The 12,718-nt window shown below is 65.1% G+C and carries 13 protein-coding genes; 9 read left to right on the forward strand and 4 right to left on the reverse strand.

Annotation, left to right across the window (positions count from 1 at the left end):
- Positions 1–18 precede the first annotated feature (18 nt).
- The gene (locus tag ACFU5M_RS02720; RefSeq protein ID WP_379042575.1) at positions 19–1,509 is read left to right on the forward strand and encodes a CocE/NonD family hydrolase; all 1,491 of its coding nucleotides are present in this window, start codon (positions 19–21) and stop codon (positions 1,507–1,509) included.
- Here ACFU5M_RS02720 and ACFU5M_RS02725 read toward each other — a convergent pair.
- Positions 1,439–2,353: a hypothetical protein gene (locus tag ACFU5M_RS02725; protein WP_379042578.1), complete on the reverse strand. Its 915-nt coding sequence runs from the start codon at positions 2,351–2,353 to the stop codon at positions 1,439–1,441. The two genes, ACFU5M_RS02720 and ACFU5M_RS02725, sit on opposite strands and share 71 nt — an antisense overlap.
- Positions 2,350–3,435, reverse strand: coding sequence for a glycosyltransferase family 4 protein (locus ACFU5M_RS02730; protein WP_379042581.1), 1,086 nt, complete (start codon positions 3,433–3,435; stop codon positions 2,350–2,352). The genes ACFU5M_RS02725 and ACFU5M_RS02730 overlap by 4 nt, the downstream gene beginning before the upstream one ends.
- Before the next feature lie 107 nt (positions 3,436–3,542).
- Between ACFU5M_RS02730 and ACFU5M_RS02735 the strand changes: the two genes are divergently transcribed.
- The gene (locus ACFU5M_RS02735; protein ID WP_379042584.1) at positions 3,543–4,565 is read left to right on the forward strand and encodes an alpha/beta fold hydrolase; all 1,023 of its coding nucleotides are present in this window, start codon (positions 3,543–3,545) and stop codon (positions 4,563–4,565) included.
- A gap of 91 nt (positions 4,566–4,656) precedes the next feature.
- The gene (locus tag ACFU5M_RS02740; RefSeq protein ID WP_379042587.1) at positions 4,657–5,064 is read left to right on the forward strand and encodes an ATP-binding protein; all 408 of its coding nucleotides are present in this window, start codon (positions 4,657–4,659) and stop codon (positions 5,062–5,064) included.
- Positions 5,065–5,068: 4 nt separating this feature from the next.
- Here the strand turns inward: ACFU5M_RS02740 and ACFU5M_RS02745 are convergent, their stop codons facing one another.
- Positions 5,069–5,437, reverse strand: a complete 369-nt coding sequence (locus ACFU5M_RS02745) for a MerR family transcriptional regulator (RefSeq protein ID WP_379042590.1) — start codon at positions 5,435–5,437, stop codon at positions 5,069–5,071.
- 498 nt (positions 5,438–5,935) lie between these two features.
- Here ACFU5M_RS02745 and ACFU5M_RS02750 point away from each other — a divergent pair, with 498 nt between their 5' ends.
- The 4 genes from ACFU5M_RS02750 (at position 5,936) to ACFU5M_RS02765 (ending at position 7,357) form a co-directional block, all read left to right on the forward strand.
- Complete coding sequence (locus ACFU5M_RS02750) at positions 5,936–6,295, forward strand: ANTAR domain-containing protein (protein ID WP_379042593.1); 360 nt, start codon at positions 5,936–5,938, stop codon at positions 6,293–6,295.
- A gap of 136 nt (positions 6,296–6,431) precedes the next feature.
- The gene (locus ACFU5M_RS02755; RefSeq protein WP_379042596.1) at positions 6,432–6,791 is read left to right on the forward strand and encodes a hypothetical protein; all 360 of its coding nucleotides are present in this window, start codon (positions 6,432–6,434) and stop codon (positions 6,789–6,791) included.
- A 141-nt stretch (positions 6,792–6,932) separates the two neighbouring features.
- On the forward strand, positions 6,933–7,055 hold the full coding sequence (locus ACFU5M_RS02760; RefSeq protein WP_379042599.1) for a hypothetical protein: 123 nt from the start codon (positions 6,933–6,935) through the stop codon (positions 7,053–7,055).
- Positions 7,056–7,222: 167 nt separating this feature from the next.
- A complete protein-coding gene (locus ACFU5M_RS02765) occupies positions 7,223–7,357 on the forward strand; it encodes a hypothetical protein (protein WP_379042602.1) in 135 nt (44 codons plus the stop codon).
- Between the two features lie 373 nt (positions 7,358–7,730).
- Here ACFU5M_RS02765 and ctaD read toward each other — a convergent pair whose 3' ends face one another.
- Positions 7,731–9,494, reverse strand: a complete 1,764-nt coding sequence (gene ctaD / locus ACFU5M_RS02770) for a cytochrome c oxidase subunit I (RefSeq protein ID WP_379042859.1) — start codon at positions 9,492–9,494, stop codon at positions 7,731–7,733.
- A gap of 815 nt (positions 9,495–10,309) precedes the next feature.
- Here ctaD and ACFU5M_RS02775 point away from each other — a divergent pair.
- The gene (locus tag ACFU5M_RS02775; RefSeq protein WP_379042605.1) at positions 10,310–11,080 is read left to right on the forward strand and encodes a GAF and ANTAR domain-containing protein; all 771 of its coding nucleotides are present in this window, start codon (positions 10,310–10,312) and stop codon (positions 11,078–11,080) included.
- 53 nt (positions 11,081–11,133) lie between these two features.
- Positions 11,134–12,642, forward strand: coding sequence for a PP2C family protein-serine/threonine phosphatase (locus ACFU5M_RS02780; protein WP_379042608.1), 1,509 nt, complete (start codon positions 11,134–11,136; stop codon positions 12,640–12,642).
- Positions 12,643–12,718 lie beyond the last annotated feature (76 nt).

Here is a 12,718-nt window from a genome sequence, read left to right on the forward strand (position 1 = left end):
AGAGACCTCTCCGTTCCGATGCTGGATGGTGAACGCCTGCTCGCCGACCGGTACCACCGTGCGTCGGGTGCACCCGGACCGACCATCCTGGTGCGATCCCCCATGGGACGCCGACCGCTTGGCGTCATCTATGGACTGTATTTCGCGCGCGCGGGATTTCAGGTGGTGGTGCAGGACGGCCGCTCGGCCGAGGATGTGTTACCGCTGAGCACCGAGCGTGCCGATGGGTTGGCGACGATCGAGTGGCTTCGCGGTCAGGTGTGGTTCGACGGACGGTTGGCGTTGCATGGAATGAGCGCGATGGGGTTCGCGCACTGGGCGATTGCGGACGACATCCCCGAATTGCGTGCTATTTCGGTTCATGTCGCGGCCTCATCGGTTGCGGACACGATTTTCACCGGCGGCTCGACTGCGCTGGAGTCCGTGCTGATCTGGTGTTCGAATCACAGCTTCATCACCGCGCTGCGCGCGCCCCGTCGGGCGCGTCGGGCAATCGCGTCGGGGCGCCCGGCTGCGGAGTTGGACGTGCTGACCAGTGGTCGAACAGTCTCTTTCTATCAAGCCGTGATCGCCGACAGTGGCGCGGGCAGCCCGTTGCGGGAACTTCTCGACCATGCTCGTGCGCCCGCCGAATGCGCCGGGACTCCGGTACATCTGGTCGGCGGCTGGTACGACGTCTTCCTGCCGGGCCTCGTCCGCGACTATGCCGCATTGCGTGCGGCTGGTGGTGCGCCGCGACTCACCATCGGACCATGGGGGCATTACAACCTCCGGCAGTTCGTCGTCGCGAATCGTGAGGCCCGGCAGTGGTTTGACACCCACCTGCGTGGAGGTGAGGATCGCCCCTCCCGCAAGCCCGTTCGGCTGTTCGTCACCGGGGTCCGGCGCTGGCGCGAATACGCTTCCTGGCCTCCGCCCGGGACCAGTCCCGTACGGTGGCACCTGCGTGAGTTCGGGCGGCTGTCGCGTGTGTCTGCTGAGCAGGCGGGAAGCGATCATTTTCGATACGACCCCGCGGACCCCACGCCCGCTCCCCGTGGTCCCGTGATCGTCGGAGTCTCGCGGCCACAGGACTGTCGACAGATCGAAAGTCGACCCGACCTGCTGACCTACACCAGCGACCCGCTCGGCGCACCACTCGAGGTCATCGGGACAGTGGTCGCCGAGCTTCGGTTGCGCATAGCCACCGCACACCCGCAGCGCGGGCGTGGCGTCTGCGATGTCGTCGTGCGCGTGTGCGACGTGCATCCCGGTGGGCGATCTTTCAACATCTGCGAAGGTATACGGCGGGTCGAGCCACCAACCGATGCGGACGACATCCGGGTCGAGTTGTGGCCGATCGCGCACCGGTTCGCCACCGGGCATCAGCTGCGCGTGCAGGTGTGCGGGGCAGCGGTTCCGCGCTACATGCGGCAGCCGGACCCAGCCGTCTACGAGCTCATTCGGGATCCGAGCAGTCCTTCGTCGGTGATTCTGCCGACGGCCCCCACCGGTCTCGGAACGTGCTGAGGGCGACGGCCTCGTTACGGCCGGATCTGTTCACCGTGTGGTGCAGCGCGCCTACGAACGCACCCACCGCCTCGATCGGCACCCCGCGCACTGGGATCACCAACCGCGGCACATCCCGGCGCGCCAGGTGCGCGGAGATCCACACATCGTCCTGCCATCGCATTTCCGGCGGCCAGCCGTCGAAATCGTGGACATCGTCGTCCAGCGCTCCGGGCGGGATCAGATATCCCCACATACCCATCAGCACATCGACTGTGGTGGCCTCGGACACCGCGGTTCCGTATACGTGTCCGAAGTAGCGGGGGTCGCGGTCGAACCGCACGCTCGATCCCCGCACTCCCACAGCGGCTTTCGGCTCCAGGCGATGCGCCGCGAGCAGGTCCGCGACAAGCGTATCCGGATAGATCGCGTCATCGTCGACCACCACGATGACGGCGTCCGGCTCGGCCAGCAGCGTGGGCAGCAGCTTTGTCGCTGGGCCCAGATCCGTACACCGCAGCACCTGCGCGCCCGACGGCAGTGCCGGCGGGTGCGGGTAGGGGTCGCCCGTGCGTAGCGAGTGCCGCGGCCAGGCGAGTACCACTCGATCGGCGGGTTCGGTCTGGTCGAGCAGGCTGCGCAGCACCGGACCCAGGTACCGCACACGGTGCGGCACAGTCGACAACGTGATGATCACGCGCTCGGCGCGGGCAGGCACCGTGCGCGCAGGCGGATCGCGGTGCAACAGCCGTACGGCCCGCGCGAGGTCATGCGCGAAACCGCTGATCGTGGTGTTGACGAACCGTTTTCGGAAGTGCTCGGCGTTGCTCCACCCGATGCGGGCGGCATGTGTTGGCGAGATCATCCGAGTGCGTCCTCCCTGCGGGCCGGATCTGCCACGACGCGCCGTGCGGCGTCGTCGTAGCAGGTACGCAGCCGATCCAGTACGACGGGCCAACTGAATTCGGCAGGGGGTACCGATCGATTATGGGCGCTGATGCGTTCGCGTAACGTCCGCCGCCGACCCAGCGACACCAGCGCGGTGACGAGGTCCTCGGTGGAACGGCCCAGCAGCCCCTCGCGGCCGTCTTCGACGAAATCCGCGACGCCGGTGCCGGATCGAGCGATCACTGGAACACCAGCCGTTCGAGCCTCCAAGGTTGCCAACCCGAAAGCCTCGCGACGTGTGACATTCAGGTACACATCCGCCGACGCCAGGATCTCGCGTACCGCCCGATGATCCTGCGAACCCACCAGATGCACCCACTCGGCCATGTCATGCCTGCGCAGATAGCGGAGCATCGCACGGCGGCGCGGGCCCGAGCCGACGATCGTGGCGCGCACCCGCACCTCACCGGCCAGCCGGTCCTGCGCCAGCCGCAGCACCTCGAGCAGCTTCAACGGTTGCCTGCGCGTCACCAGCCTGCCCACCGAAACAACATGCAAGTCGGTGCCACTCGTGGACGGCGCCCTCCACAAATCGGTTGCCACCGCGTTGGGTACTACGACGGGGGTGCTGGACAACGCCCGCCCCACCTGGTCGGCGACGACTGTGCTCACCGCCGTGAACACCATGCCGTCGTGCCAGCCTGCCAGCCGCCCGAACACGCTGTAGCAGGCACGGACCGTGGGATCCCACATGCTGTGCACCGTGATTACGAGCGGGATACACAACCGAAGCGCATGGTGCGCGGAGTACAGCGCCAGCGGTGAGGCCACGCTCACGTGAATATGCACGACGCTGGGTTGCAGCCGCCGAAGTATGCTGCGCACGTCGATCATTCGGCGGGGCCGGTGGACCCGGAACGGCAGATCCGAGTCACTGCCGCCGACGGTCGCGGTGATGACGTGAACTTCCTCGCCGACAGCGGCCTGTGCGCGAGCCAGGGACTCGACCAGCACCTCGATGCCCCCGACGCGGGGCGCGAAAACATCGGTCAGATGCACTATCAACGTTTGCCCTGCGCCACGGTGAGTCCCCCTGGATGTCAGCAACCTTCGGAAGAATAGTTCCGGCGTACAAGCGATGTCGAAACTTGACCCATAATCTCGGCATGGACGAGATGCGGATCATCACCGAGGACGGCGTCGGACTGCATGTCGAACTCGACGGAGACCCGGCCGGTCCGCACACCCTCCTCTTCGTCAACGGTATCAACACCGGCTTGATCTATTGGGGCCGTCAGCGCGCGACTCTCGCCGACCTGGGCCGCATCGTGCTGTTCGACCACCGTGGGCACGGCCGCTCCGACGAACCGGCGACCGGCCGTGCCACGGTCGCGCAGCTAGGGCGTGACATCGGAACGGTCATCGACGCTTTCGCATCCGAGCGTCCGGTAGTGATCGTCGCGCACTCACTGGGAGGGATGGCGGTGTCCGCCTTGGCTGAACAGCGTCCGGAGCTGTTCGGACGCCAGGTGGTTGGAGTCGCACTCCTGGACTGTGTTCCGCGAAGGTGGGGCGCAATCGCCCTGCGTCTACCTGATTTCGTCGTCGGTCTGGTGGTGCGGATGCTCTGGTGGGCGATCCCCCCGTTGCGTCGCCTGTTCACCGACACCAGCGAACGCCGACACCCTGAACTCGCCGGACATCGGACTGCGCCGAGCAGGTGCGCGCCGTTCGTCTCCCTACATCGGGCCCGCAGGCTGATTGCTTCCCTGCGAACGATGACGTTGCTGTCATTGCTGGCCGATGTGTCGACCTGTGACCACAGCGCTGGTCTGTCGGCTCTCGGGCGCGCGAGGGTCCTGGTCATCGCGGGCGCCGAAGACCGCATGATCCCTTTGCGACACAAGGTGCGCGCCGCCGCCCGGATACCCGGTGCCCAGCTGGTGATCGTGGCCGGGGCCGGTCACCTCAGCTCGATTGTCAAACCGGCTCGCGTCGATGGGCATCTGCGCGCCTTCATCAGCGCACTACCGGCCGGGCACGGACAGGTGAACGACCGAGGGGGCAAGGACGACAGCGATCATGCCGATCCGCAACCAATACTCACCCACGACGGTGCTGTTCCCACGCGAGACGCAATTCTGAGGGCCCCCATCCGATCAACGTCTCAACGGTCTATCGAGCGATGAATCTGTGAATCCGCGGAATCGTCCGGGTCTGTCCAGTCTTCGGTGTAACCCGCTAGGCCGGTACTGGGCGAGTGGAAGGAGGGGGTGCAGGGTGGGCGTTTCGACACTGGTTCCGGCGCGTACCGATGAACGCGTGGACGGCGTTGTTGTGGAGTTGGGTGTCGTTGGGGCAGTACGGGCCGCGGTGCGGCGCCTGCTCGAGCGTGCCACTGGTATCGGCGTCGAGGACGCGGTGCAGGTGTGTGACGAGTTGGCCAGCAACGCTGTCGTGCATGCTTGCGCCCCTCGCGGGTGCCGGTTGATCGTGGCCGGTCGCGGCCGGTTTCGGGTGGAGGTCGACGACGGCTTACGGGCGCCGGCACGCATCCGCCGCCCTGATCACACCGGCGATCGCGGGTTGATCCTGGTCGATGAGCTGGCCACCTGCTGGGGTGTGAACTATCACGGGGGCGGCAAAACGGTGTGGGCTGAACTCGGCGCCCGCCGCGTCGGCGGGTAGGGGTTCAGCTGCTGGGGTCCGGTGCGGGTGGGTCTTGGCGGGAGAGTTGGGCGTTGAGTTCGAGGGCTTCGGTGAGCTGGTCTTCCAGGACGATGATCCGGCACGCCGCCTCCAGTGGTGTGCCGGAGTCGACCAGCGCGCGGGCGCGGGCGGCGATCCGAAGCTGGTAGCGGGAGTAGCGGCGGTGCCCGCCCGGTGAGCGCTGCGGTGTCAGCAGTTCAGCGGCGTCGAGGCCGCGCAGGAAGGCGGGGGTGACGCCGAGGATTTCTGCCGCCCTGCCCATGCTGTAGGCGGGATAGTCCTCGTCATCGAGCCGGTCCGCGGCACTGGAAGCGTCGTCGGGATCTATGGGGTCTGTGTTCGGTTGCTGCACAACACCTCTGGTTTCAACGCCGACGGGCCCCGGCGCATTGCGCGCCGGGGCCCGGGATCGAGGGGGTTTTATATCAATTCCGATCGCCGACCCGCAGAGCCGACGTCGAACACCGCGCCCGGCACTTCTTCCCGGGCGCGCAAGGTGTAGGCAACTGCTTCAGCGACCACCTCCCGGATCGACAAATCTGTTTGCGGTAATTTCGTCGTCCCCTCCGGCGGTCCGGCCGACTGCACCGGATTCTCTTCTCCGCCGGAGGGGACGGTAGTTCTTGCTTTCCGGGCAGCTCACCTGCCCGGCCAACCAGACTCTTCAACTCCAACGACAGCGACTGTATACCGACCTTCCCAGGATGTCTACATCTTGGAGTGGAGTTTTTCTCCAAGTCGGGTGGTGGTGTTCTTCACGCCGGAACTCCGGTAGAGGTGGGGATGTGGACATCCACGAGCCCGACCACCAGACGAAGCCGATCGGTTCGCGTTCGAGACCGGCCGCACGGTGATCGAGCAAGCCAAAGGCATGCTGATGCTGGTCTACGGGATCGGCGAGCAGCAAGCGTTCGAGCTGCTGCGCTCCTGCTCGCAGCACACCAACGTGCGACTACGCGAGCTCCCCCAGCGAGTCCTCACCGAACTGCCGACCAGGGGCGGGCAAGCCACGAAAGCCCCGCTGCGCGTGGGTCTGAACCGCATCCTGTCCGGGCGGTCCCCACAGCACCGACCAGTAGAGCGCACCGGGGATGCTGCACGGCGCTCGCCAAGCCCTGCTTCGATCGATCACCGACCGCATCACCGTGTTGAGATTGATCAATTCACGAACAGTGGCCGGTTCGCTCAATTCGCTACTTCCCTCAACTAGCTGTTGGCGTCGCATCCACGATCGCCTGCTGGGACAGGCCACGAGCCGACGGGGAGGTCATCGGCAGCTGTATGAGATGAGACGTCGCGCAAGTTCGACTTGACCTCAACCATGATCGAGGTTTAATTATGGAGGAATGACCATTCTGTTCCACAACACCATGCGGATAACCGACGGTCATCTCGAACAGTTCGAGGAGGCCGTACAGCGGGCGGTAGCGTTCGTCGAAGAGCATGGCCCGCAACTGATGGTGCAGGTCTTTCTCGACGAGGACCGCGGGCTTGCACACAGTTTCCAGCTCTATCGCGACTCGGAGGCAGTGCTCGCACACTGGAAGTTGTCCGACCCCTACATCCGGGAGGTGATGGAGCACTGCAGCATTCAGTCGTTCGAGACCTACGGCGAGATGTCCGACGAGGTGCTCGACGGGCTGCGTGCTGGACCCGTCGGCGAGGTGACAGTACGGCGAGCGCTCACCGGCTTCACTCGATTCTGACCGTCCATACGGTAGCCGCGAACCGCCCTCACACATCTAGGGTTACAGCCGTAGCCGGAGTTGCATGCTGATGTTCTCCGGGTTTTTCGAAGTCGGTTTGGTTGACTTCTTGGTCACGACACCGTCGAAGGAGACTCGTTCGTGCCCAAAGAGTTCCGCCGCAAGGTTCTGGATCTGGTCGCCGCAGGTCGACCGGTCGCGCAGGTGGCCGCCGATTTCGGCATCAGTGACCAACGATCTATGTCTGGCGCAAGCAAGAACTGATCGACACCGGCCAGCTACCCGGCATGTCGCGCCGAGCAGGCCGAACTGTCCACCGCCAAACGGCGGATCCGGGAACTCGAGCAGGAGGTTGCAATCCTGAAAAGGGCTCGTGAGCTGCTGAAAGAACAGGGAGGCGACCCAAAAGGCGATACGCGGCCATAGCCACCATGGCGTCCGAGGGTTTACCGGTGCAGGCCGCGTGCCGACTCCTCGACGTCGCTGAATCGGGTTACTACCACTGGCGGTCACGAGCGCCGTCTCAGCGTTTCTGGACACCTCACGAGTCGGCCCATTGCCCCTGATGGCGCAACACAAGTAGAGGCAAGACCAGGCCGTGGTCGGTTCCCGGACCGCGGCAAGAGCGACCTGCCGCACACCCAACCCGATTGTTCGCGGGCGCGCGGCTGCGACGCCACCGAACCACCCTCACAGGCGTCCCTTGGGTGGCTTCCTCGATCCCGAGCAGATAGACCCGATCGTGAACAGCAGCTTCACATCACCCGGCGCTCGCCGACCGGTGCTACCACCCTCTTTCGACGGCCGACCGCTTGTCGGCGCCAAACGCCCTGCAGGTGGGCCGGCACATCGATTTCGTGACGCGGCTCATGGCCGTCCTGGAGCCCGCGGGAGCAACACAGCCCTGAGCGCGCTCACTCCTCGTCGCAAAGCTCACGATCAATCGCCGGAGGTTGGCCCCGGGTCAGCGGCGGCTTGGTCATCTGCTGCGACCAAAGCGTGAGCGACGTGGGTGGTGCTGCCTGCGTGGGCTTCGGTGCGCATGCGTTCGGACATATGGGGATAGTGCAGTTCGAAGGCAGGACGTTCGGAGCGGATGCGGGGCAGCTCGTAGAAGTTGTGCCGCGGTGGTGGTGAGGTGGTCGCCCATTCCAGGGAGTTGCCTTGGCCCCACGGGTCGTCGACGGTCACGACCTCGCCGTATCGCCAGCTCTTGAACACGTTCCATACGAAGGTCAGCATGGAGACGCCGAGCAGGAACGATCCGATTGTGGAGATCGTGTTCAGCAGCGCGAATCCGTCGGTCGGCAAATAGTCGGCATAGCGGCGTGGCATGCCCTCGTTGCCCAGCCAGTGCTGGATCAGGAAGGTCATGTGGAAGCCGATCAGCGTGGTCCAGAAATGGATCTTGCCGAGCCGTTCGTCGAGGAAGCGACCGGTGAGTTTGGGGAACCAGAAGTAGATACCGGCGAAGGTGGCGAACACGATGGTGCCGAACAGCACGTAATGGAAGTGCGCGACCACAAAATAGGTGTCGTGGACGTGGAAATCCAGCGGCGGGCTGGCCAGGATCACGCCGGAGAGGCCGCCGAGCAGGAACGTCACGATGAACCCGATCGAAAACAGCATCGGTGTTTCGAAGGTCAATTGGCCGCGCCACATGGTGCCGATCCAGTTGAAGAATTTCACCCCGGTCGGTACGGCGATCAGGAAAGTCATCAGGGAGAAGTAGGGCAACAGGACCGCGCCGGTGGCGTACATGTGGTGAGCCCACACCGCCACCGACAAAGCGCCGATTGCCAGCGTGGCGTAGACCAGCGCGGTGTAGCCGAAGATGGGTTTGCGGCTGAACACCGGGATCACCTCGGTGACGATGCCGAAGAACGGCAACGCGATGATGTAGACCTCGGGATGACCGAAGAACCAGAACAGGTGCTGCCACAGGATCGTGCCCCCGGTGCCCGGATCGTAGATGTGCCCACCCAGATGCCGATCGTAGGCCAGCGCCATCAGCGCCGCGGTGAGGATCGGGAAGGCCAACAGCACCAGGATGCTGGTGACCAGGATGTTCCAGGTGAAGATGGGCATCCGGAACATCGTCATCCCCGGCGCGCGCAGGCAGATCACCGTGGTCGTCATATTGACCGCGCCGAGGATGGTGCCCAGCCCGGAGACGGCCAGACCCATGATCCACAGATCCGCGCCCACTCCCGGCGCGTGCTCGGACAAGCTGAGCGGGGTGTAGGCGGTCCACCCGAAATCGGCGGCGCCGCCCGGAGTGAGAAAACCCGCGGTGGCGATGGTGGCTCCGAACAGATACAGCCAATAACTGAAAGCGTTCAGCCGCGGGAACGCCACGTCCGGAGCACCGATCTGCAGCGGCAGAATAGCGTTCGCGAACCCGAAAACGACCGGTGTCGCGTAGAACAACAGCATGATGGTGCCGTGCATCGTGAACAGCTGATTGTATTGCTCCGGCGAAAGGAACTGCAGGCCCGGCCTGGCCAGTTCACCGCGCATCAACAGCGCCATCAAGCCACCGATGAGGAAGAACCCGGTCGCCGAGGTCAGGTACAGAATGCCGAGCACTTTCGGGTCGGTAGTGGTGACCATCTTCCACAGGAACGACCCTTTCGGCCCGACTCGCGCGGGATACGGCCGCACCGCCTCGACGGGTGAGACTTCACGCGCCATCGCTGCCATCGTGCACCTTCCTCGTCCGGGCGCCCCCGAAATACTCGAGGAGCGAAAGCCGAAACCGAAATGTTGTCCGCCCGACAGGCTGGGAATTCGAGGGTTCATCCCCTGCATACGAGCCCGCAGGTCCGGACGTGTCCACGCCATCAACCAGCCTACTTCCATCGCGGCGGCGAGCAGGTAGGTCTTCGGAATGTCGCCCTTCGGCACATATCTCAGATCGATCGCCGGCAGCCACGCGACGGTGTACCGCAGCCGATGATCATTTTTGGGACCGAGCATCACCCCGTTCGACAGGGCGATCACCGCCCCGTCGCGTTCGTCCAACCGATCATCGGTGAACTATCTCGGATATTCGTCGACGATCTTCGCCCGCGACTCCGCCGCGAGATTGCTGCGCAGATTTACCGACGGTTCACCGTCGGGTTCGTCGACCGGAAACGTCATCGAAAGAGAACGCGGCCTGCCGGTGCCGCGGCAGCACTCCCCCTCCCGGCAAACACGCGGCGAATGCCAGCAGTGCACTATGATCGAAACGCCGAATCGGAGACCGATCGGCATGATCGCGAGCGCCGGTGGCTATCGAAGCGTTGTCGACATACTTTGCTCGACAAATCGGACATGGGTGATCGAGTAGTCGGCGACAGTGGGCCAGTTGTCGCACACGTTGTATTGCCTCGATCGGATCCAGGTTGCCGCACTGGTGCGGCGACTCGAAACGGCGACAGCGGTTTGCCGTACGAGGTCATCGTCGCGTGACCCGGCGATGTCGAAGCGGTGCGGCGCGCAGGGGCTGATGCGGAGGTAGGAGGTGTCGATGAATGTCTTCTGATGTCCCCTCGTCTGCTGATGTGTCGGCCGTCGAGGACGTGGTGGACCCGGATGTGGCCGCGGATCGGATCGTTGCCGCGTTCGCGCGTATGTCGGGTCTGTTCTTGTCTGCCGAGACGGTGCGCACGGCGCTGGAGTTGGTTACCTCCTTGTCGGTGGAGATGGTTCCCCATACCGTGGGTGCCGGGATCAGCTTGTTGAACAGCGAAGGCCGACGCACCACCACGGCGGCTACCGACGCGGTGGTCGAGCGGGCCGACAATCTCCAGTACCGGCTGGGCGCGGGACCCTGCCTGACCGCGTGGGCGGATCGAGTGGTGGTGCGCGTCGACGATCTGGCGTCCGACGAGCGTTGGCCGACGTGGTCGCGGCCGGCGGCGGAGTTGGGGTTGGCCTCGTCCTTGAGTGTGCCTCTGGTCGCGGGCACGCGGGCGCTCGGCGCGATCAAGGTCTACGCCGTGCAACCGGGCGCCTACACCGAGCGGGAGGAGCATCTGCTCACGATGTTCTCGTCCCAGGCGGCGATGCTGCTGGCCGGTATGCGAGCCGCCGAGGACGCGGAGCGGGTCACCGGGCAGATCGCGAACAGTTTGCATGGCCGTGAGGTAACCACGCTGGCCAAGGGCATCATCATGGCCCGCGACGGGGTCGACGAGCAGGCCGCGTTCCTGATCCTCGCGCACACCGCACGCCGGCAACGCAGCACCGTGCGGCGCGTCGCCGAACGCCTGGCCATGTCCACCGTCCGTCGTCGGCGCTGATCGGCAACCGCTGTGCCGACAGCTGACACCGTCTCCCAGACATGGTGGTCGCCATGAACGACGAGTCCGCCGCCGACCGAAGCACCGGTCGGGGCAGAGACCGCGCCCGCGAACAGCAGCGCAGCCTGGTCCTCGCCCTGAAGGGGGCCGAGTTGGACCTCGAAGAACTGTGGATGAGCTACTTCACCATGGGTGGAGACGTCGGCTGCCTCGAGATCGACGCCTATGTGCACGGGCTCGGCGAACTTCCCACACTCGACCGCGACATTCTCGCCCATGCCGTCAACGAACACCTCGACGAACGCGCCTGGTCCAGACGCGCCACCTACAGCCGCACCATCCGGGACACCGAAGCCGGCAGCGTTGCTTTGGCGGGGCTGGTGACCCTTCTCGACGGCGCCCACAATGCGGCGCCCGAACGGCTACCTGCCATCGCGGCAGCCGCCGGTGACGCCCTCGGCGTGCGTATCTCCATGTACCTTGTCGACTACGACGAGAGTTATCTGCATCCCGTCCGGGCGCCGTCCCGTGTGTGGGAGCACGCAAATCCGGAGGAGGGTTTCGATGTCGACACGACCCTGCCCGGCCGCGCATTCCGGCTCGTGCAGACGCTCCCTTCACACGTAGCCGACCGCCCCCGGTTGTGGGTGCCGCTACTCGATGGAAGCGAACGCCTCGGCGTCCTCGACATCCAAGTCGGTGACCCTGAGGACCTGTACGACCCGGGACTTCGGGTGCAATGCCGATGGGTGTCACGGCTGCTAGGTCACCTGGTCACAGCGATGACCGGATTCGGTGACGCTTTGGACCGAGTCCGGTTGACTGTGCCTCGCACGCCCAATGCGGAATTGATCTGGTCGATGCTGCCTCCATTGACCGCCGTCGTGGACAACTTCGTTATCAGCGGCGTTATGGAACCTCGTTACGACCTCAACGGCGACGCCTTCGACTACGCGCTGTCCGACACCAGCGCACAACTCATCGTTCTCGATGCGGTCGGCCACGACCCGTCCAGCGGCCTCATCGCGGCCACGGCGCTGGCCGCCTACCGCAGCGCGCGCCGCGCCGGCCACGGACTCTTCGAACAAGCTCGCGTCATCGACCAGACCATCGCCGACCGATTCGGACGAGGGAAGTTCGCCACCGCGGTCCTTGCCGAACTGCACATGTCCACCGGCCGGTTGCGCTACATCAACGCCGGCCACCCTCAACCGATGATCATGCGCGGCGGCAGAATCGTCAAACCTCTCACCGGCGGGCATCGACTGCCGCTGGGGCTCGGCGACGGTGAGCTCACCATCGCCGAGGAAGTACTGCAACCAGAGGACTGGCTCATCCTCTACACCGACGGCATCACCGAGGCCCGCGACTCCGAAGGTGCGTTCTTCGGCGAAGAACGCCTCACCGACTTTTTGCGCCGCGAAGCCGCAGCAGGCTACCCACCACCCGAGACCGCACGCCGACTGATCAACGCCGTCCTCACCCATCAGCACGGAACCCTGCAAGACGACGCCACCGTCCTACTCGCCCGCTGGGCCAACCCCGGCAAGCTCACCCCCTGACGCAGAAACCGGCTTCGACGCGCGTCGAAGCGCCCAGCGATGGCTCCGGATTCGGTGTCGAGCGCGTGCACCGCCG

Source organism: Nocardia sp. NPDC057455, from assembly GCF_042802775.1.
In the GTDB taxonomy this organism is placed as follows: Bacteria; Actinomycetota; Actinomycetes; order Mycobacteriales; family Mycobacteriaceae; genus Nocardia.